A 21653-nucleotide genomic window follows, 5' to 3' on the forward strand; every position below is an offset into this window, starting at 1 on the left:
ATCAATAAATAACAGCAAAGTGGATTTCACTTATTTTTGCCGACATCGGTGGTGACGAGCTTGGCGTTCTTCATGAGTTTCTCAGGCACATTGATAGCGAGGTGTTGCGCCTGCTCCTTGTTGATGATCGTGTCGCCGGTGGAGAAGGTGTAGACGGGCGTGGTGGCTGGCTTGCTCTTGCCTTTGAGAATGTTCGCGGCCATCTTGCCGGTCTGAATCCCGAGCTGGTACTGGTTGACGCCGATGGTGGCAAGGCCGCCCTGCGTGACCATGGTGTCCACCGAAGTGATGACCGGCTTGTTCTGCTTGTTGGCCTCTTCGGTGACGGTGGGCATCGCGTTGGCGATGGTGTTGTCAAGTGGGATGTAGATGAAATCGACCTGCCCGTTCATCACCTGCACGGTCTGGGCGATCTCGTTGCTGGAAGGCACCGCGAATTTCTTGACCTTCAGACCGAGTTTCGTAGCGGCTTTGGTGGCGGTATCGACCTGCGACTTGGAATTGTCCTCGGTAGAGGAGTAGAGCATACCCACTGTCTTGGCCTGCGGCATCAGCTCCTTGCCGAGCTTGATTTCGGAGGCGACTGGCGGCTGATCCGAGACGCCGGTGATGTTCTTGCCCGGGGCCTTCATGTCACGAACCAGCCCGGCTGCGACCGGATCGGTGACCGCGCCCAGCACGATCGGGGTGGTGCTCGTGGCATTGGCCAACGCCTGCGCGGCTGGGGTGGCGATGCCAACCAAAACGTCGGCCTTCTTGTTGACCAGCTGCTCGCTCATCGTGGCGAGTTTGCTCTGGTCGGCCTGTCCGTTCTGGTCGATGATCTGTATGTTCTTGCCGTCGATGAATCCTTCCTTTTCCAGCTCGTCGACCACGCCCTTGTGAATCTGGTTCAGCGCGGGATGGCTGACATATTGGAGGATGCCGACACGTTTCAGCGCGTGCTGTGAGGTTGAAGCGGTCTTTGCGTTTCCCAGCGCATGCCGCCGGCCGAGTTGGTAGGTGAAGCCGCCGACAAGGATGAGGGCGATGACGATGATGGTCGCTGTCAAGGCCCTTCCGTGCGAGGCTTGGTGGTTTTCGTTGCTCATAGCGTTCCTGTTGCTCTTTCGATTGGTGTAGGCCCACGCCAAGTGAGATTGTTGCCGTATCTATCTAAATAGCGAAAAATCACCGAATACAACGCAACAATGACTCAGATTTCCGATACGCAACCATAATACGAATTGCGAAAAACAAATGACACCCAGGCGAAGGCACAATATTAAGTTCTGGTTTATCTAACTTCTTTTGTTAGCTACGCCAGCCACGCCAAACGAAATGCAAGAGGAGTCGTGATGTCGAAATCATGTCGACTGCTCCTTTCCATGCATTTGAAAACTGTTTTCTAAAATAGGGGGAGGCATGGAAAACGGCAAAACCGTCGTTCACATAATGAGACATGGCGCTGTGCGATAATGGAGCCATGTTGTTGCATCTTCACCTGGTCCGCCATGGGCAGACCTATTTCAATCGTTATAACCGTCTGCAGGGCTGGTCGAATTCGCCGCTCACCGAATCCGGCATCGCCGATGCCGACAAGGCCGGCACGAAACTTGAAGGTTTCGATTTCGCCGCCGCCTATTGCTCCGACACGACGCGTGCCGAGCAGACCGCCGCCCGAATCCTCGATATCAACGAACAAGCTGGTCATAGCCGCCCGAAGCTTGTCACCGACATGCACTTCCGCGAGCAGTTCTATGGCTACTTCGAAGGCCAGGACATGAATATGGCATGGTGGGCCGCAGGCGCCCCGCACGGTGCCAAGACCTATAACCAGATCGTCGAAAAATACGGGCTCAAAGGTACCAGGGATTTTCTGAAGGAAGCGGACCCGTTCCATGACGCCGAAAGCGACGAGGAATATTGGGAACGGGCCGAGGGAGGGTTTGCGCTGATCGCCGCGAACCCTGAGCTTAAGGACGGTGACGATGTGCTGCAAATCTCACACGGAAACACGCTTCTGAGCCTGATGCACCGCTTTGCCGGCCCTGGCTATGATCTTTCCGAACGTCCGGCGAACGGCAGCGTCACTTCGCTTGATTTCGACACCAGCAAGCCGATTGCAACCGCTGTGACGGTTGTCGCCTATAATCAATGATTCTTTCGTTCAGCGTCGTTGGCGTTGGGTAACGTTGTGTTCTATTATTGCTGAAATGTCGAGGAACTGTATCGGAAAGAGGCTTACATGAGTATTGGGGACATTGCAGGGCTTATCGCCGCCATAGCATTCGCTGTGCTGGCAGGGTTCCTGATTTATCCGCTCATCAGGTTGGGCAAGCTGTTCGACCAGCTTGCGCAGACCGTCAAGGATTCCGGCGACCATGCCATCCCGGCGCTTGACGAAGGCGTGACTACGGTGCGCCAGGTCAACAAGTCGCTCGAGGACGTCAACAAGATCTCCTCGGCAGCTTCCACGACTGCCGGCAACATCGGCGCTTTGACCGATCTCTACGGCTCGTTCCTCGGCAAACCGGTCATCAAGCTGGCGTCGTCCTTCTACGCCCTGAAATCCACCGCACAAAGCTTCATGCGCCAGAAAGGCGCGGGTTCCGCAGGTGATGCAGCTGCGAAGGCCAAGGCCACGTCAGCCAAGGTGAAAGGCGGCAAGGAGTAACGATGGTCAAACGAATTTTCTGGGTGTCGCTTGGTGTGGTCGTCGGCGTGGTCGCCGTTTCGAAAGCCGAGGCATATGTACGTGCCAACACCCCCGACAAGGCGCGTCAGTTCGTGCTCGGCCCCGATCAGGATCATGTCATGCAGCGTTCCCTGCGAGGCCTGTTTGACGAGTTCAACGCCACGCGTATCGCCCGTGAGCAGGAGCTGAACTCGCAGTACGCCGACAAGCTCGGCTGATTATTCCATCCGGCGACGCCGGCTGTGGCCTAACGATCCCTTACCGGTCACAGCCGCAATAGATGGAACGTAATAAATAATTTCGTCAGCACAGACTTCGAAATCAAAGGAATCGAATAACCGGTTCTCGAAAATTCAAGTTTTATTTTTATGTGATAAGTAGCATCGCAACAGTTTCGTTGCGAACGAAGCAAGGAGCAGCAGCAAGCATGCGCACCTCTGAAATCGCCAGCAGGTTCCAACACTATTTTGAGAAGCAGGGCCATCTGGTCCTTCCTTCGGCATCATTGATTTCGCCGAATCCGACGACACTGTTCACCATCGCCGGCATGGTTCCGTTCATTCCGTATCTGTTGGGCGAACAGACCCCGCCGAGCAAGCGTGTGACCTCCAACCAGAAGTGCGTGCGCACGCTGGACATCGACGAGGTCGGCAAGACCACCCGCCACGGCACCTTCTTCCAGATGCTCGGCAACTTCTCCTTCGGCGACTATTTCAAGGCTGAAGCCATCCATTACGCGTGGGAACTTTTGACCACCCCGCAGGATAAGGGCGGCCTGGGCTTCGACCCCGAGACCTTGTGGGTCACTACTTACACGGATGACGATGAGGCGCGTTCCCTGTGGGTCAACGAGGGCATGGACCCGGAGCACATGGAAATCCTCGGTATGGAAGACAACTTCTGGACCACCGGCGGCCCCGGTCCTGGCGGCCCCTGCTCCGAGATCTACGTCGACCGCGGCCCGAAGTACGGCAAGGAGGGCGGTCCCAGCGCCGACGACAACCGTTATATCGAGATCTGGGATCTGGTCTTTGAGAATTACGCCGTCGACAACGTCAAGTCCAAGACCGACCTGCACATTGTCGGCGAGCTTGAACATAAGAACATCGATACCGGCGCCGGCCTCGAGCGCGTGGCCTATCTGCTGCAAGGTAAGCAGAACATTTATGAAACCGATGAGATCTACCCGGTCATCGAGGCTGCCGAGAAGATTTCCGGCCACAAGTATGGCGAGGATGAAGAATCCGATGTCCGCTTCCGTGTCGTGGCCGACCACGTACGTTCCGCGCTGATGATCATGAGTGATGGCGTGCGTCCGAGCAACATCGGCCGTGGCTATGTGCTGCGTCGTCTGCTGCGTCGCACCGTCCGCTCGATGAAGATGCTCGGTGTCAATGAGCCCGTGCTGCCTACGCTTTTCCCGGTTTCCAAGGACGCGATGGTGCCTAGCTATCCGGAATTGAACGACACGTTCCACGATGTTTCCGAAGCTGCCTACGGCGAGGAGGATGCCTTCCGCCGCACGCTCGAGAACGGCACGACCATTCTCGATACCGCTGTCAAGAAAGCCAAGAAGTCAGGCAACGACGAGGTCTCCGGCAAGGACGCCTTCACATTGCATGACACTTATGGCTTCCCGATCGAGCTGACTCGTGAGATGGCCGGCGAGCAGGGTGTCAAGGTCGATGACAAGGGCTTCCAGGAGTTGATGGATGAGCAGAAGTCACGCGCCCGTGCCGACGCCTTGAAGAAGCGCCACAACGTGGACGTCAGCGTCTACGACGATTTCAAGAAGACCTTGAAGAAGCCGATCGAGTTCCTGGGATACAAGGATCACTCCAGCCGGTCAACCATCATCGGCATCTTCCTTGAAGGCAAGGGAAGCGTGCAAAGCGTCGAAGGCCCGGCCAACGTCGAGATCGTGCTCGACCGCACCCCGTTCTATGCGGAGCAGGGCGGCCAGCTGGCCGACGAAGGCGAGATGATCTCCGATGACGGTGCCGTGCTCGAGGTCGATGACGTGCAGAAGCCCATCAAGGACCTGATTGTGCAAAGCTGCCGTCTGACTGAAGGCAAGCTCAGTGTCGGTGAGAAGGTCAATGCCACCATCGACGAGGAGCGTCGCCGTGGCTTGGCCCGTTCCCACACCGCCACCCATATGCTGCACAAGGCCCTGCGCGAAGTGCTTGGCGAGCAGGCCACCCAGCGTGGTTCGTTGGTGGCTCCCGACTATCTGCATTTCGACTTCCAGTGGACCGCTGCCATGACCCGTGAGGAAATCGACAAGGTCGAGGAGCGCGTCGTGCAGCGCGCCTGCGACGATCTGCCCGTCACCATGGTGGAAATGGATTACAAGAAGGCGCTTGAGCTTGGATCCATGCACCTCTTCGGCGAAAAGTACGGAGACCGCGTACGCGTGGTGACTATTGGCGAGGACGCATGGAGCCGCGAGCTCTGCGGTGGCACCCATCTTGACGCCACCGGCAAGATCGGCGAATTTGTCATCACTTCCGAGTCTTCCGTCGGTTCCGGTGTTCGCCGCATCGAAGCGTTCATGGGCAAGAAGGCCTACGAATTCAACGACAAGCAGCACAAGACCGTCTCCGGTTTGGCCGACGAGCTCAAGGTCCGTCCCGAAGAGCTGCGTGACCGTGTGCTTGCTCTCGAAAGCAAGGTCAAGGAAGCCGACCAGCGCCTGAATGCATTGTACGAATCCCAGCTCGAGGCTGCGGTGCCGGCGTTGATTGCGCAGGCTGAGGCCGATTCGGATGCCCCGGTGGAACTGGTGGCTTCCAATGTAGGCCACTTCGGAACGTTCGACGCACTTCGCAAGACCGTGATGGATATCCGTGCCAAACTCGGAGACAAGAAGTCCGCGGTCATCGCGCTTTCCGGCGTCAACGAACAAGGCAAGCCGATGGTCGCCGTGGCCACCAATGATGACGCACGCAAGGCCGGTTTCAAGGCCGGCGATCTGGTGCGCGTGGCCTCCAAGGTGCTCGGTGGCGGTGGCGGCGGCAAGCCCGACTTCGCCCAGGGCGGCGGAGCCGATGCCACCAAGATCGACGAGGCGCTCAAGGCCCTGCGCCGGGCCGTTCGCAAGGACTGAAAATCGTATGACATGGCTGGGCGTGGATCTGGGAGACGCCAGGGTCGGCTTGGCCTTGAGCGACCCTGAGCTCTCCTTCGCCCACCCCGAAGGCAATATCCAGGCTAACGGCGATTCATTCCGTGCCTTGGACGAGGTGGTGGACTTCATCGACGACCATGTCGACATCGATCGGGTTGTCATTGGCCTGCCGCTTTTGCTGAGTGGAGAAGCAGGTAAAAGCGCCAAAAAAGCCAAACGCTGGGCTGCCAATCTTGCCAAGCGACTCGAAATCGCCGTCCAGAGTGAGGATTATAAAATAGACAATGTCCCGGAAATAGTACTTCAGGACGAACGCCTCACTACGGTGAGCGCACACCATCAGCTGAGCCAAGCCAGCGTTCAGAGCAGAAATCACAGGCCGGTGGTCGACCAGCAGTCGGCGGTTGTCATTCTCCAGTCGGCTTTGGACACACGTCGCTGACAAAGCGAAAACAGAGGGGAATTCATGCCAGAAGACTTCAACGAGCTTTTCGACACGAACGCTGAGTGGGTGGATTCCACCGGCTCTTCTTCTGATGCCCAGCCGCCGAAGCCTCCCAAATCCCGTCACGAAATGCGTCTGCGCAAGCAGCGGCTCCGTCGCCGCAAGATGGCCATCGCTGCCATTGTGGCAGTCATCGTGTTGATTGTAGGCTGTGGCGGATTTTTTGGCATAAGAGCGCTCACCCATCTGTCCAACGCTAATAATTCCCAAGAGGTCTCCACTGATTACCAAGGCCCTGGAACCGGCAAGGTCTGGTTCACCGTCGAAACCGGTGAAGGCGTCGCTTCCATCGCAGCCCATCTGGTCAAGGCCGGCGTGGTCAAGAACGCGGATACGTTCGCCAGCACGGTTGCCGCCAACAACAGCACCCTGTATCCGGGAATGTATCAGCTCAAAAAGCATATGTCGTCCATCGAAGCGGTGAAAATCCTCTCCGACAGGACCAAGGCCACCGGATTCCTGGAGGTCAAGGCGGGGGAACGAAGCTCGGAGGTCATCACTCAGGCCTCGCAACTTTCCGGAATCGACAAATCCCAGTTTGATGCGATTGTCAACGGAGGTGGGCAGGGAATTCTCCCAACTGAAGCCGGAGGCAAATTCGAAGGCTGGCTTGAACCGGGCATTTACGACGTCAAAAAGAAAGGCAGCACCGCGACTTCGATCCTCAAGACCATCGTCGATAAGCGCGTTGCCAAACTCAACGATTTGAAAGTACCCACCGGTGCGCAACGCGAAACCATCATCAACATGGCCTCCATTGCCGAATCCGAAGTGAACCGGCCAGAATATTACGGCAAGGTCGTGCGCGTCATCGTCAACCGGCTCAATCAGAGCATGGCACTGGGCATGGATTCCACCGTTGCCTACGGAGCGAATGTCAAGCCGAGCCAGCTCACCAACGCGATGCTCAACGACGCTTCCGACCCTTACAACACCCGTATCAACAAAGGTTTGCCGCCCACTCCGATCAGCTCTCCCGGAGATGCAGCCATCAAGGCCGCCATGGATCCCACAGAGGGCAATTGGCTTTACTTCGTCACCACGAACCTGCAGACCGGCGAGACCAAGTTTGTCGCCACCCAGGACGAATTCAACCAGATTCGCCAGGAATACAAGTCCCAAAACCCGGGTGCCAACTAGTTTTTAGTTCATTTATTTATTGGTTATTTTGCGGTTACGTTTTGTAGTCTAGGTACTTTTAGTGGTTGGTCGCGGGTTTGGCGGGATATACAATGTTCTGGACACTCAAGGCCGTTCGGCTAAGCTCACGCCGGAACATCGCATATCCCGCCAAACCCGCTTATGTAACGATTAAAAGAAAAAGATTTCGTTAAATTTCGTAGGATAGCTAACCAGCATGAGTGGATTGGCGGGATATGCGATGCTGAGGAGTAAAGCTTGGCCTAAGCAAAATCTTCGATTTTGCCTTCGCGCTCGATATATCGCACTCACTTCGCCTACACGAAGCCCAGTGGGCTTCGTGCTTAACGGCTCAGCCAGTAAGGGTTCCGAAGCATTGTATATTTTCCCTAATCCACGACAAGCCGCTAAACGCAACTTATCGAGACATAACTGGTGATGGCTATATAGCGGATAAAAGTGATGCAATAATCCCTGCGAACACGATTACGGGGACGAACGGGGCTTTGCGAGAGTTAGTTGGCTTGGCGAGTTTGGGGTAGAGGGGGATCCAGAGTAGGCCGAGAGCGCCCATGAGAAGCCACCAGTAGAGGTAGGGCATCAGACCGAAGGAGCCTACGGCAAAGCCTGTCAGGAATGATGCGGTGACGTCGCCGAAACCTAGGGCGCCTGGCTTCAAACGCGAGAGCAGGTACTGGATGGCGGCGGATAAGGCTGCATATCCAAGGGGGAGCAAGATTTTAGCGGGATTGTGCTCGACGATGGAAAGCGCAAGAAAGATCGCCAACTGTATCAGAGCCCCGAGTGCCACCCACGTTCGAGGTACGCGAAAACGGCGGATGTCTTCGATGACTAGCGTCAGTCCGCAGATCAGACTCGGGAGTACCGCAATGTAGGCCATATCGGTAAGATAGTTCATAAACCCATGATTTGACGAATGGAAAGCGCGGAAACGCGGAAAATTCAAGGTTTATTTTTAAATTGATGAAATTTGTCAAAGTTCGATAAGGAGCAAGCATGTTGCGTTGGCAGACGGCAGGGGAATCGCACGGTGAGGCATTGGTCGCGATGATTGAAGGCCTTCCGGCCGGCGTCGAGGTGCGCTCGCAGGATGTCGTGGACGCGTTGGCACGGCGGCGTCTGGGCTACGGGCGCGGGGCGCGCATGAAGTTCGAACAGGACAAGGTCCGTCTTTTGACCGGCGTGCGCCACGGCAAGACGCTTGGGTCGCCGGTTTCCATCGAGATCGCCAACACCGAGTGGCCCAAGTGGACCGAGGTCATGAGCGCCGACCCGCTCGATCACGAGCTGCCTCCGACAGGTCGTAACGAGCCGCTGACCCGCCCGCGCCCTGGCCATGCCGATCTGACCGGTATGCGCAAATATGGTTTTGATGATGCCCGCAACGCGCTTGAACGTTCCAGCGCTCGCGAAACCGCCTCGCGTGTGGCGTTGGGTGAAGTGGCTGCGAAGTTCCTCGAGCAGGCGGTGGGTATCCGCACGGTTGCCCATGTGGTTGCTCTTGGCGGCGAAAAAGCCGATGCCACCACGTTGCCGACGCCGGCCGACGTCGAAGCCCTTGACGCTTCTCCCGTGCGCACGCTCGACAAGGATGCCGAGAAACGCATGATGGCCAAGGTTGACGAGGCCAAGGCTCGCGCTGATACGCTCGGCGGCGTCGTTGAAGTCATCGCCTATGGTGTGCCTGCCGGATTGGGAACGTATGTGGAAAGCGACCGCAGGCTTGACGGTGCGCTGGCCGGTGCGCTGATGGGCATTCAGGCCATCAAAGGCGTAGAGGTCGGAGACGGGTTCCTTGAAGCCGAACGATTCGGTTCTGAAGCTCACGATGAGATGTTTGTGGATGACAACGGCCATATCCAACGCTATTCAAATCGTTCCGGCGGCACCGAAGGCGGGATGTCGGACGGACAGCCGATCCGTGTTCGTGCCGCGATGAAACCGATCCCCTCGATTCCGCGTGCCTTGCGTACCGTTGATGTCACCACAGGCGAAGAGGCCAAGGCCATCAACCAGCGTTCCGACACCACCGCGGTGCCGGCCGCTTCCGTGGTCGCCGAGGCCATGGTGCGCCTGACATTGGCCAAGTTCGTGCTCGAGAAGTTCGGCGGCGACAGTGTCGAGGAGACACGCCGCAACGCACAGAATTACTTGGATTCATGGCCGGAGCACATGCGCTGATTGGTGTTTTGCGATACTGCGATATTTGATTCGTTGTAATGAAATTCAGCAAAATAAAGTAAGTGCTTGATACAGAGAGAAAAAGGTGCAGCAATCATGAGTGGTCATCGTCCGCTTGCCGTGGTCATCGGCATGCCCGGTGCCGGTAAAACGCGCGTGGGCCGCGAGGCGGCGCAGATGCTTGATGTCGATTTCGCGGATGCGGATATCGAGATCGAGCAGGAAGCAGGAATGAAGATTCCCCGATATTTCGAAAAATACGGGGAACCTGCCTTCCGCAAGCTCGAGGCCGAGGTCATAGCCGATCTGCTGGAGTCGTTCGATGGGTTGCTTGCGTTGGGCGGCGGTGCCCCTATGACTCAGTCCACGCGAGACGTGCTCGCTGACTATATCGTCGACGGCGGCAAACTGGTCTATCTCGAAGCCGACAAGCACGAAGCCATGGAACGCGCCGCACGCGGCGGCAACCGACCGATGCTCAATGGCGACGCCAATAAACGCTGGAGGAAACTCTATGAGGAGCGTGACCCCGTGTTTCGCAAAATATCCAATTTGCATGTGCACACCCATGGTTCGACGCCGCGCGTGGCGGCAAGAAAGCTGAGCAATATGATTCAGGAACGCATCGTCCATGTCACCGGTTCGGGTATCGAGCCCTATGATGTCTGCATTGGCCAAGGCACCTTGAACCGTTTGCCGGAAGTGGTTGGTCCGGATGTGTTGCGCGTCGCTCTGATCCATACCCAACCTGTGCAGCGGCACTCCGATCAGGCTCGTGCTTTGCTGCGTCAGGCCGGTTACGAGGTCTACGACATGGTCATCCCCGACGCGGAAAAGGGCAAGACCGTTGACGTGGCCAAAACCATTTGGAAACGGCTCGGGGAGATTGGCTTCACCCGTTCCGATGCCATTGTCGGGCTGGGCGGGGGAGCCGCTACCGATCTTGCCGGCTTCATCGCGGCGACCTGGATGCGCGGCATCCGTTACGTCAATTGCCCTACCTCCCTGCTAGCCATGGTCGATGCTTCTACCGGCGGCAAAACCGGCATCAACACCGACGAGGGCAAGAATCTGGTCGGTTCGTTCTACACGCCTGCCGGTGTGCTCGCCGATTTGCGGACATTGAAGACACTGCCACGTGATATCTTCACCGAAGGACTCGGCGAAGTCACCAAGTCAGGGTTCATCCGTGACACGAAAATCCTCGATATTTTGCAGGAGCACTCCGAGGAATTGAGGAACTTCAACGGTGACGATTTCCTAGGTTCGCCGCTTGAGAACGTGGTCGCCGAGCTGATCGAGCGTACGGTTCGTGTCAAGGCCTACCATGTCTCCAACGACTTGAAGGAGGCTGGACTACGAGAATTCCTCAATTATGGGCACACGCTGGCCCATGCCATCGAAAAACTCGAGAACTTCCGCTGGCGCCACGGCAACGCCGTTGCCGTCGGTTGCGTCTATGCCGCCGAACTATCCCATATCCTCGGTCATATCGATCAGGAAACCGTCGATCTGCACCGTTCGATCTTCTCTTCGCTCGGCCTGCCGATTTCATGGGACGGCGGCGATTGGGATTCCGTACTCGCGCTGATGCACAAGGACAAGAAGGCGCGTGGCAACACGTTGCGGTTCGTCATCCTCGACAGTGTCGGCCACCCGATGCACCTTGAGGATCCTCCGATGGATGCTCTTGTCGAGGCGTTCCAGCGGATTCGTAGTTGATTGGCTGAATATTAATAATTAATAATTGTGAACATAAAAGGACAGAACAAATGACCAAGGTAATTGTCGTCAATGGACCAAATCTCGGGCGTCTGGGGGTGCGCGAGCCGGATGTATACGGCCATCAGAATCTCGAAACCCTGCGCAAGGACTGTGCCGAATGGGGTGAGGCGCTAGGTCTTGACGTCGAAGTGCGCCAATCTGACGATGAGGCCGAGGTCATCGGTTGGATGCACCGAGCCGTCGACGAGCAGACCCCGGTGGTAATGAACCCTGCCGCCTTCACCCACTACAGCTACGGGCTTTCCGACGCCGCTAAAATGGTCACCGATGCCGGCCTGCTGCTGATGGAAGTGCACATCTCCAATCCGTCGGCCCGCGATTCCTTCCGCAAATACAGCGTCATCAGCCCAGTGGCCACCGGCACCATCACCGGAATGGGCTTCTACGGATACAAGCTCGCCCTCGACGCTGTGGCCCATCTGCTGGCGCAATAAAAGCATTACATTGTCTCACGCCTACGAACACGCCGAGTCAATAGAGAATGATAGGCTGAAGTTCCATGGCAAGAGAAAATAATGATAATTCCCATGGACATGTCACCAAGCATATTTTCGTCACCGGTGGCGTTGTTTCTTCCCTTGGTAAGGGCCTGACAGCATCCTCTCTCGGTCGTCTGCTCCGTAGCCGTGGTCTCCGCGTTTTGCAGCAGAAACTCGATCCTTACATCAACGTTGACCCGGGCACGATGAACCCGTTCCAGCACGGTGAGGTTTACGTCACCGAAGACGGAGCCGAAACCGATCTGGACATCGGCCATTATGAGCGCTTCCTCGACGTTTTCCTCTCCCAGAAAGCGAACGTCACCACTGGTCAGATTTACCAGTCCGTGCTCGAAAAGGAACGTGCCGGCAAGTATTTGGGCCAGTGCGTTCAGGTCATTCCGCACATCACCAACGAGATCAAGAGCCGCATGCGTGCCCAGGCAGCTGATGATGTCGATGTGATCATTACTGAGATCGGCGGCACGGTCGGCGATATCGAATCCCAGCCCTTCCTTGAGGCCGCACGTGAGGTCAAGCGTGAGCTTGGTCCGCACAACTGCATGTTCGTTCACGTCTCGCTGGTGCCGTACTTGCCGGCAGCCCATGAGCTCAAGACCAAGCCGACCCAGCACTCCGTGATGACCCTGCGGCAGCTCGGCATCACTCCCGACGCACTCGTGCTGCGCAGCGATCGTCCGCTGAACCAGTCCATCAAGGACAAGATCTCCCTGATGTGCGACGTCGACGAAGAAGGCGTGGTCAATTGCGTGGATGCCCCGAGCATCTATGACGTGCCGAAGATCCTGCACAACGAGGGCCTCGATTCCTATGTCGTCCGTTTCCTCGAGATGTCCGCCCACGATGTGGATTGGGCCGAGTGGGACGATCTGTTGGAGCGTGTGCATCATCCGAAGGAAGAGGTCAACATCGCCGTCGTCGGCAAGTACATCGACCTGCCTGATGCCTACCTTTCCGTCATCGAGGCCGTCAAGGCCGGCGGTTTCGGTAACTATGCCAAGGCCAACGTCAAGCTTGTCGCCGCCGATCTTTGTGAGACCGAAGCCGGCGCCGACGCGGAGCTGCGTGATATGGACGGCATCATCGTTCCCGGCGGTTTCGGCGTTCGCGGTATCGATGGCAAGATCGGTGCGTTGCGCTACGCCCGCGAACACAAGCTGCCGGCGCTGGGCCTTTGCCTCGGCCTGCAGTGCATGGTAATCGAGTACGCCCGCGACGTACTGGAGCTCGAGGATGCGGATTCCTCCGAGTTCGAGCCCGGTTGCAAGAATCCGGTCATCGCCACGATGGAAGAGCAGAAGGACATCCTCGCCAATTCCGACATGGGCCACACCATGCGTCTCGGCGCTTATCCGGCTGTGCTCAAGGAAGACTCGCTGGTTGCCAAGCTGTATGGCACCACGAATGTCAGTGAACGTCACCGTCATCGCTACGAGGTCAACGTGGCCTATAAGGATCGCCTGCGTGAAGGCGGCCTCGATATCTCGGGCGAAAGCCCCGACGGCGAGCTCACCGAGTTCGTCGAGCTGCCGCAGGACGTTCACCCGTTCTACGTCGGCACGCAGGCCCATCCCGAGTTCAAGTCCCGCCCGACTAAGCCGCACCCACTCTTCAAGGGTCTGGTGAAGGCTGCGCTCGACCATCAGGAGGCCCGTAAGAGCCAGCCCGAACAGGACTGAACAGGTTCTCGGCATTATCGGTTCCGCTTCGGCGTCAGTCGGTGATGCCCGTTATTGCGTTTGCTGATAGCAGAGCATCGGAAGACCCCGCTTCGGTGGGGTCTTCTGCTATATGTAGTGGCATACGAACCATGGCAGGCGAAGGGTGGAAAATTACCTTTAAAATCGGATAACTAGACAAAACGAAACAATATAGACAGACTTGTGAATTAAATCACTTTCGTTGTCGGCGTTGTTTTTCGTTCATTCCTAGTAATGAAAGCCCGATTCTGTTAGGCTTATAGATGAGTGTAGTCAATGATGGGAGGCAGCGTACGGTGGCAGAAAAACCAACACCAAACGCCGCGTCTGATACGGAGATGAGCCAGTATGTGGCTGATCGCGAACGTGTCAACGAGGATAAAATCAAACAGGATGATGAGATCATCCAGGAATTCGGCGAGTACAACTACGGCTGGCACGATTCCGATGCGGCCGGTGAAGCCGCGAAGAAGGGCATCGACGAAAATGTCGTTCGCGCCATTTCCGCTGATAAGCATGAACCGCAGTGGATGCTCGACATGCGTCTCAAGGGCTATCACGCCTTCATCGACAAGCCCATGCCCAAGTGGGGCGTGGACCTTTCCGATTTCGATGCTGATGATTTCAAATATTATGTAAAACCAATCGACAAGCCGGCCAAGAGCTGGGAAGATCTGCCTACGGATATTCGTACGACTTACGACAAGCTGGGCATTCCCGACGCTGAGAAGAAGCGTTTGGTCTCCGGTGTCGCTGCGCAGTACGAGTCCGAGGTCATCTACAACTCCATTCAGGAAGACCTGAAGAAGGAAGGTGTGATCTTCACCGATACGGACACCGCGTTGCGCGAGTACCCGGATTTGGTCAAGAAATATTTCGCCACCGTCATTCCTTACGACGACAACAAATTTGCCGCACTCAACACGGCTGCATGGTCCGGCGGTTCGTTCGTCTACGTTCCCAAGGGCGTCCACGTCGATATCCCGCTGCAGGCCTACTTCCGCATCAACACGCCGAACATGGGCCAGTTCGAGCGCACGCTGATTATCGCCGAGGAAGGCTCCTACGTCCATTACGTCGAAGGCTGCACGGCCCCGATCTATGCGACGGACTCGCTGCACGCGGCGAACGTCGAGATCATCGTCGGCAAGAACGCACGCGTGCGCTATACCACGGTGCAGAACTGGTCGAACAACGTCTACAACCTCGTCACCCAGCGCGCCTACGTCAAAGAGGGCGGCACTATGGAATGGGTCGACGGCAACATCGGTTCCAAGGCGAGCATGAAGTACCCGTCCTGCATTCTGGCCGAGCCCTACGCCAAGGCTTCTACCATGTCGTTGAGCTTTGCCGGCAAGGGACAGTACCAGGACACGGGTGCCAAGATGATCCATCTGGCACCACACACCAGCTCCACTATCGTCGCCAAGTCGATTTCACGCGGTGGGGGACGTTGCGCCTATCGTGGCCTAGTCAAGGTGATCGACGGGGCCAAAGGCTCAAGCTCTTCAGTGGTCTGCGACACGTTGCTGGTCGACGACTACTCGCGTTCCGATACCTATCCGCACGTCGACATCCGCGAGGACGACGTGACAATGGCACACGAGGCGACTGTCTCCAAGGTCTCGGAAGACCAGCTCTTCTACTTGATGAGCCGTGGCTTGGAGGAAAAGGAAGCCATGGGCATGATCGTGCGAGGATTCGTCGAGCCGATCAGCCGCGAGCTGCCTATGGAATACGCGTTGGAGCTCAACAGGCTAGTCGAGTTGCAAATGGAAGGATCGGTGGGCTGATCGATGGCCGAACAAGAAGTGAATATTCCAGTGGCGGATCCCAATGATCCCTATGCGATGCCGGCAGCCATGCCGTCCAGCGCGGACAACGAGCGTCGCTCGTTCGAGGTTGAGGACTTCAAGATACCGACACGCAAGCAGGAGGACTGGCGCTACACGCCGCTCGAACGCATCGAGGAGTTTTTCAACGTCTTCACCCCGAGCGGCGAGATCAAGGTGAACGTCAGCAATATCGACGGTTCGCCAATTGACCGTACCAAGGTAACCAAGTCGGTGGTTGAGCGTAATGAAGCGCCTTCAGGTAGCATCATGAAGCCCAACGACCGTGTTTCGGCCGTCGAATGGAACAGTGGCAGCAAGACTGTTGTCGTCTCCATTTCCGGCGAACTCGATCAGCCTGTATTGGTTGATGTCGAAGGACACGGAACGGATCTTGATTCCCTGCATCTCGTGCTCAAGGTCGCCGATCGCACGCACGGCGACATCGTCGTGCAGCACCACGGTCTGGCCCGTCTTGCCGAGGGCATCGAAATCGTCACCGGCAAGGACTCGCACGTTTCCACCACGTTCGTGCAGGAATGGGACAAGGGTTCCAAACATGTGGGCAACCAGCGCATCCACGTCGGCGACAACGCCTCGCTGCGTCACGCCGTGGTAACCCTCGGCGGCGATATCGTGCGTCTGCGCATGGATCAGGAGTTCGGCGGACCACAGGGCGACCTCAACATGCTCGGCATCTACTTCGCCGAAGCAGGCCAGCACTTGGAGCACCGCACGATGGTGGTCCATAACTATCCTGAGTGCAAGTCCCGCGTGGTTTACAAGGGCGCTTTGGACGGCAAGGATGCGCACTCGACTTGGGTTGGCAACGCGCTGATTCAGCCGCAGGCGCCAAACACCGATTCCTACGAGCTCAACCGCAACTTGGTGCTTACACCCGGCCCTGTGGCCGATTCCGAACCCAACCTCGAAATCGAAAACGGCAACATCATCGGTGCCGGCCATGCCAGCTCCGTCGGCCATTTCGACGACGAGGAGCTCTTCTATCTGCAATCGCGCGGCATTACGGAATCCGAAGCCCGCAAGCTCGTGGTCCGTGGTTTCTTCGCCGACCTTATCGAACAAATCGGCGTGCCCAGCATCGCCGAACACCTTATGAATGTCATTGACCGTAGGCTCGCGCGCGGCGAAAGCGCCGACATGCAAGCGGTATTGGAGGATAAGTAAATGTCTACATTGGAAATCAAGGATCTCTACGCATCGGTGGAGACCAAGGAAGGCCGCAAGCAGATTCTCAAAGGCGCGACCCTGACCGTTAACTCCGGCGAAACCCATGCCATCATGGGCCCCAACGGTTCTGGCAAGTCCACGCTGGCCTACACGCTGGCCGGCCACCCGAAGTACTTCGTCGACTCCGGCGAGGCGCTGCTCGACGGCCAGGACATCCTCAAGATGACCGCTGACGAACGTGCCAAGGCCGGCCTGTTCCTGGCCATGCAGTACCCGGTCGAGGTGCCGGGCGTTTCGATGACCAACTTCCTGCGCACCGCCAAGACCGAGGTCGACGGCAAGGCTCCTGCCATCCGCACCTGGACGAAGGAACTGCAGGATGCCATGAAGAACCTGCGCATGGACAAGAAGTTCGCTTCCCGTTCCGTCAACGAAGGCTTCTCCGGCGGCGAGAAGAAGCGCGCCGAAGTGCTGCAACTTGAGCTTCTGAAGCCCAAGTTCGCTATCATGGACGAGACCGATTCCGGGCTCGACGTCGACGCGTTGCGTATCGTCTCCGAAGGCGTGAACCGCGCCAAGGAGAACACTGGTCTCGGGATTATGCTCATTACGCATTACACTCGAATCCTCAAGTACATCAAGCCGGACATTGTGCACGTGTTTGCGGGCGGAAAGTTTGTCAAGACTGGCGGGCCCGAGCTGGCCGATGAACTGGAAGAGACTGGGTATGATCAGTATTTGCCGGAAGGTTCGACCGAATCGGCTTTGGCCTGATTTTCTTTAGTTAGTTAGGTTTGACTAACTTTTTGTGATTAACCTGATTTTGTTGGTTGGTCGCGGATGGGAAGAAGATATCATGTTTCGGAACCCTCAAGGCCGGTAGGCCAAGCTTTACTCCTCAACATGACATTTTCTTCCCATCCGCTTATGTAACGTTAAGTGGTTAAAGTACTTTTTAAGGGCTTAGGAAGATTTTGACACATCGAGTGTCAAAATCTGCAAGCTGTGCTTGAAATACTTTGTTGGTCTTGTAGTCAGTAAGAAGGCAATGATGGTGGATTTTTTGGGGATCAGGGATGAGTTTCCTATTTTGGGGCAGGAGATCCATGGGCATCAGCTGGTGTACTTTGACTCTGCGGCTACTGCGCAGAAACCGCAGTGCGTGATTGATGCCGAGAGCAAGTTCTACGAGACCATCAATGCTGGGGTGCATCGGGGGGCGCATGAGCTCGCGGCGCGCAGCACTGTTGCTTTTGAAGAGGCTCGTGCAAAGGTTGCCAAATTAGTAGGTGCCAATTCTGAGGAAGGGCAGGAAGAGATTGTCGTCACGGCTGGTGCTACTGCCGGGCTGAACCTGCTGGCCACTGCTTTTGGAAATGCATCGCTCGGACGCGGCGGGGACGCGGCGAAGCGGTTTGCTTTGAAGCCGGGGGATGAGATCGTTGTTTCCAAGGCTGAGCATCATTCGGTGTTACTGCCGTTCCAAGAACTGGCTTACCGCACTGGTGCCACGCTGAAGTGGTTTGACTTGACTGATGACGGGCGGATTCGGTCTGATACCGCCGACGAAGTCATTACCGATCGCACGAAGATTGTCGCCATCACTCATATCAGCAACGTTACCGGGGCTATTACCGATATCGAGCCTATCGTCAAGCGGGCACATGAAGTCGGGGCCATCTTTATTCTTGATGCCTGCCAGTCCGTGCCACATCTGAAGATTGATTTCCACAAGATGGATGTCGATTTCGCCGCGTGGAGTGCCCACAAGATGTATGGACCCACCGGTGTCGGCTTCCTGTATGGTAAGCGGGAGTTGCTGGAAGCCTTGCCGCCGGCTAGCTTTGGCGGGTCGATGGTCGAACTGGCATGGATGGACAAGCCTGCGCAATATATGGAGCCGCCGGAGCGTTTCGAGGCGGGAACCCAGCCCGTCGCACAGGTCGTGGCCGCAGGCGTGGCTGCTGATTGGATGCGCGAGATCGGCATGGAGAACGTCGAAGCCCATGAAAAAGCCATCACGGCAGAGCTGTTGAAATTGAACGACGTATCCGGCTTCCGAGTGCTCGGTCCGGTTGAAAATAAGGACCGGATCGGTACCGTGTCGTTCGATGTCGAAGGCGTACATCCCCACGATGTCGGCCAGTTCTTCGACGCGCAAGGCATTGCTGTGCGTGTCGGACACCACTGCGCTCAGCCGGTTCATCGTCATTTCGGCCTGTTCGCCTCGTCCCGTGCTTCGACCGGCGTGTACAATACCGTCGAGGAAGCCAAACAGGTAGTCGAAACGGCCGGCAAGGTACGTTCGTTCTTTGAGGTGTGAACAATGAGTGATTTTGGTATGAGTGGTGACGACCTCGAGCAGATGTATCAGGAGGTTATCCTTGACGCGTCGAAGCATCCGCATGGCAAGGAGCATTTCGCCGCGGATGTGACCAAGGAACCGAACGAATCGACCGAGACCGGTGAGACGACGGTGCGTGCCAGCCACGAATACTGCACCCCGGGGGAGTCCCACCAGTTCAACCCGACCTGCGGCGATCAGGTGACCGTTCATGTCGAGGTTTCCGAGTCCGAACCGCACAAGATCGAACGTTTGGTATGGGACGGCAGCGGCTGCTCCATCTCCACAGCGAGCCTGTCGATGATGGTCGACCTGGTCGACGGCAAGACGGTCGACGAGGCCATGCAGCTCGAAGGCGTGTTCCAAAAGCTGATGAAATCGCGCGGTGCCGGGCTTGACAACGACGCTGACGAAGATGCGCTTGGCGATGCCGTGGTGTTCCAAGGCGTCTCGAAATATCCGATGCGCATCAAATGCGCGTTGCTTGGCTGGGCTGGGCTCAAGGATTCGCTGGCCAAAGCGTTGGCAGCGGACAAGTAAATAAATTTAATGGATGACACAATGATTAGTGACTTCACCACAGCAGGAGGCAATATGGAAAGCCAAGACAATCTCGTCCCGACACCGCAATCCTCGATTCTCGATTCGGCCACCAAGGCGCTTGGCAGCGAAGAAAAGGCCGAGGCCGCGGTTGCCAATCCGCATGCGGTGAGTTCGCTCGATAAGTTTGACAAGGAGGATGTGACGGATACCGCAAAGGCCGCCGCATCGAACAAATCCGCCGGCAACACGGTCAAGGATGAAGAAACCGGCATTCCACTGACTTCCTTCAATGACATCGGTAGAGCTACGGCGGCCGACGTGCGTGAGGCGCTGCACCAGGTCATCGATCCCGAACTTGGCATCGACGTCATCGATCTCGGCTTGGTCTATGGCATCGAAATCGACGAAAAAGGCCGTGCCATCATCACCATGACACTGACCACGCCGGCCTGCCCGCTCACCGATCTGCTTGAGGATGAGTGTGCTTCGACCTTGGCTGGCCTGGTTGAGGAATTCCGCATCGACTGGACGTGGCAGCCACGCTGGACGCTCGACATGATCCGTCCGGAAGGTCGTGAACAGCTGGAGGCCATCGGCTTCAACTTTGACAACATGCCGAAATACTGATTGCGGATTGAGCCTTACGAGGGATCATGAAACCGCCGAACCCAAGATTATCCAGATACGGCGGTTTCACAATATTCAAGTCAATATCATGATTTGCGATGGTTGGTTTGCGATTGTGCGTTTTGAAAAGAGACTGAGAATTTCTAGTCTTTGATAACCGTCCGCTTTGGCACGATGGTGATGCCGTCTTTGACGGTGAACCCACGGGCACGGTCATGCTCATGGTCGATGCCCACTGTCGCGTTTTCCTCCAAGACAACGCTTTTGTCGAGAATGGCCTTGCAGACGCGGGCGCGACGGCCGACGATGACCCCATCGAACAAAATGGAATCGACCACCTGCGACCATGAATTGACACGGACGTTGGGTGAAAGCACTGAATGCTGCACATCTCCGCCCGAAACGATGACGCTCGGCGAGATGATGGACTCGGTGGCCCGTCCGATGCGGTTGGTTTCCGAACGGACGAACTTGGCCGGCGGAAGGTTGCCGGAAAGCGTATAAATCGGCCAATCCTGGTTATAAAGATTGAACGGCGGATTGTACTCGATCAGATCCATATGGGCTTCGTAGAACTGCTTGATAGTGCCCACGTCCCGCCAATAGGCACGGTCGTATTCGGTGGCTCCGGGAATCTCGTTTTCGCCGAAATCGTAGACGCCTGCTTCGTGACGCTGGGAGAAGAAGGGTGCGATGTCTCCGCCCATGTCGTGCTTGGTATCCTCGGCCTTTTCGTCATGGGCGAGCGCGTCAAAAAGCGCATCTGTGGTGGCGATGTAATTGCCCATGGAAGCAAGAATCTGGTTGGGATGGTCTGGCAGTCCCTCGGTGGTTTCAGGCTTTTCCTTGAACCCGCGAATCATATGAGGGTGAGCCGGGTCAACGTCGATGACGCCGAACTGGTTGGAAGCCTCGATGGGCTGACGGATGCCGGCTACGGTGAATGAGGCTCCGGATTCGATGTGCTGTTTCAGCATCTGGCTGAAGTCCATACGATAGACGTGGTCCGCCCCGACGATGACCACATAATCGGGTTGCTCGTCCTCGATGATGTTGATGGTCTGGTATACCGCGTCCGCAGATCCTAAATACCAGTGCTTGCCGAGCCGCTGCTGCGCCGGGACGGGGGAGACATACGCGTCAAGCAGGGGGGAGAAGCGCCAGACCTTCGAAATATGCCGGTCGAGCGAATGCGATTTGTATTGTGTCAGTACGACAATCTGGGAATAACCGGAATTGACCAGATTGCTCAACGGGAAATCGATGAGACGATAGACGCCGCCAAATGGAACGGCAGGCTTGGCGCGGTCTCGCGTCAACGGCATGAGGCGTGTACCTTCCCCGCCCGCCAATACGATAGCCAGTATTTTAGGACTCTTTGCCATTCCATACCCCCTGATTACCGTTTCCTATCGGCCATTTCCAGTATCCGGCACAAGTACGAACGCAAGATGAATCGTTCTTACGTCACCCGCAA

19 protein-coding genes are annotated in these 21653 nt (G+C 56.7%); 16 read left to right on the forward strand and 3 right to left on the reverse strand.

The window, feature by feature from the left end:
• Positions 1-26: 26 nt before the first annotated feature.
• Entirely contained in the window at positions 27-1091 is a 1065-nt protein-coding gene (gene trpX, locus PT279_RS08110; protein WP_277166919.1) for a tryptophan ABC transporter substrate-binding protein, read from the reverse strand.
• A gap of 374 nt (positions 1092-1465) precedes the next feature.
• Between trpX and PT279_RS08115 the strand changes: the two genes are divergently transcribed.
• The 6 genes from PT279_RS08115 to mltG all read left to right on the forward strand — a co-directional run bounded on the left by PT279_RS08115 (position 1466) and on the right by mltG (position 7452).
• On the forward strand, positions 1466-2140 hold the full coding sequence (locus PT279_RS08115) for a histidine phosphatase family protein (RefSeq protein WP_277167064.1): 675 nt from the start codon (positions 1466-1468) through the stop codon (positions 2138-2140).
• 87 nt (positions 2141-2227) lie between these two features.
• Positions 2228-2656: a DUF948 domain-containing protein gene (locus tag PT279_RS08120; protein WP_277166920.1), complete on the forward strand. Its 429-nt coding sequence runs from the start codon at positions 2228-2230 to the stop codon at positions 2654-2656.
• Between the two features lie 2 nt (positions 2657-2658).
• Complete coding sequence (locus PT279_RS08125; RefSeq protein ID WP_277166921.1) at positions 2659-2895, forward strand: hypothetical protein; 237 nt, start codon at positions 2659-2661, stop codon at positions 2893-2895.
• A gap of 209 nt (positions 2896-3104) precedes the next feature.
• Positions 3105-5786, forward strand: coding sequence for an alanine--tRNA ligase (gene alaS / locus PT279_RS08130; RefSeq protein WP_277166922.1), 2682 nt, complete (start codon positions 3105-3107; stop codon positions 5784-5786).
• 7 nt (positions 5787-5793) lie between these two features.
• Positions 5794-6249, forward strand: coding sequence for a Holliday junction resolvase RuvX (ruvX, locus tag PT279_RS08135; RefSeq protein ID WP_277166923.1), 456 nt, complete (start codon positions 5794-5796; stop codon positions 6247-6249).
• 24 nt (positions 6250-6273) lie between these two features.
• Positions 6274-7452, forward strand: a complete 1179-nt coding sequence (gene mltG, locus PT279_RS08140) for an endolytic transglycosylase MltG (RefSeq protein ID WP_277166924.1) — start codon at positions 6274-6276, stop codon at positions 7450-7452.
• A gap of 442 nt (positions 7453-7894) precedes the next feature.
• On the opposite strand, the gene PT279_RS08145 is transcribed toward mltG, so the two are convergent.
• Complete coding sequence (locus PT279_RS08145) at positions 7895-8371, reverse strand: peptidase A24 (RefSeq protein ID WP_277166925.1); 477 nt, start codon at positions 8369-8371, stop codon at positions 7895-7897.
• A 98-nt stretch (positions 8372-8469) separates the two neighbouring features.
• Here PT279_RS08145 and aroC point away from each other — a divergent pair, with 98 nt between their 5' ends.
• The 10 genes from aroC to PT279_RS08195 all read left to right on the forward strand — a co-directional run bounded on the left by aroC (position 8470) and on the right by PT279_RS08195 (position 20176).
• Entirely contained in the window at positions 8470-9654 is a 1185-nt protein-coding gene (gene aroC / locus PT279_RS08150) for a chorismate synthase (RefSeq protein ID WP_277166927.1), read from the forward strand.
• A 96-nt stretch (positions 9655-9750) separates the two neighbouring features.
• On the forward strand, positions 9751-11376 hold the full coding sequence (locus tag PT279_RS08155; protein WP_277166928.1) for a bifunctional shikimate kinase/3-dehydroquinate synthase: 1626 nt from the start codon (positions 9751-9753) through the stop codon (positions 11374-11376).
• Positions 11377-11426: 50 nt separating this feature from the next.
• Positions 11427-11873: a type II 3-dehydroquinate dehydratase gene (locus PT279_RS08160; RefSeq protein WP_277166929.1), complete on the forward strand. Its 447-nt coding sequence runs from the start codon at positions 11427-11429 to the stop codon at positions 11871-11873.
• A 65-nt stretch (positions 11874-11938) separates the two neighbouring features.
• Positions 11939-13618, forward strand: coding sequence for a CTP synthase (locus PT279_RS08165; protein ID WP_277166930.1), 1680 nt, complete (start codon positions 11939-11941; stop codon positions 13616-13618).
• Between the two features lie 317 nt (positions 13619-13935).
• Complete coding sequence (gene sufB / locus PT279_RS08170) at positions 13936-15432, forward strand: Fe-S cluster assembly protein SufB (protein ID WP_277167065.1); 1497 nt, start codon at positions 13936-13938, stop codon at positions 15430-15432.
• Between the two features lie 3 nt (positions 15433-15435).
• Positions 15436-16659, forward strand: coding sequence for a Fe-S cluster assembly protein SufD (sufD, locus tag PT279_RS08175; protein WP_277166931.1), 1224 nt, complete (start codon positions 15436-15438; stop codon positions 16657-16659).
• A complete protein-coding gene (gene sufC / locus PT279_RS08180) occupies positions 16660-17436 on the forward strand; it encodes a Fe-S cluster assembly ATPase SufC (RefSeq protein WP_277166932.1) in 777 nt (258 codons plus the stop codon). It begins immediately after the preceding gene.
• A gap of 277 nt (positions 17437-17713) precedes the next feature.
• The gene (locus PT279_RS08185; RefSeq protein ID WP_277167067.1) at positions 17714-18985 is read left to right on the forward strand and encodes a SufS family cysteine desulfurase; all 1272 of its coding nucleotides are present in this window, start codon (positions 17714-17716) and stop codon (positions 18983-18985) included.
• A gap of 3 nt (positions 18986-18988) precedes the next feature.
• Positions 18989-19546 carry a Fe-S cluster assembly sulfur transfer protein SufU gene (gene sufU / locus PT279_RS08190; protein WP_277166933.1) on the forward strand — a complete coding sequence of 186 codons (558 nt, stop codon included), beginning with the start codon at positions 18989-18991 and terminating at the stop codon, positions 19544-19546.
• 54 nt (positions 19547-19600) lie between these two features.
• Positions 19601-20176, forward strand: coding sequence for a metal-sulfur cluster assembly factor (locus tag PT279_RS08195; protein WP_277167068.1), 576 nt, complete (start codon positions 19601-19603; stop codon positions 20174-20176).
• 143 nt (positions 20177-20319) lie between these two features.
• Here PT279_RS08195 and glgC read toward each other — a convergent pair whose 3' ends face one another.
• Positions 20320-21561 carry a glucose-1-phosphate adenylyltransferase gene (gene glgC, locus PT279_RS08200; RefSeq protein ID WP_277166934.1) on the reverse strand — a complete coding sequence of 414 codons (1242 nt, stop codon included), beginning with the start codon at positions 21559-21561 and terminating at the stop codon, positions 20320-20322.
• Between the last annotated feature and the right edge of the window lie 92 nt (positions 21562-21653).

The organism is Bifidobacterium sp. ESL0784 (assembly GCF_029433295.1).
In the GTDB taxonomy this organism is placed as follows: domain Bacteria; phylum Actinomycetota; class Actinomycetes; order Actinomycetales; family Bifidobacteriaceae; genus Bifidobacterium.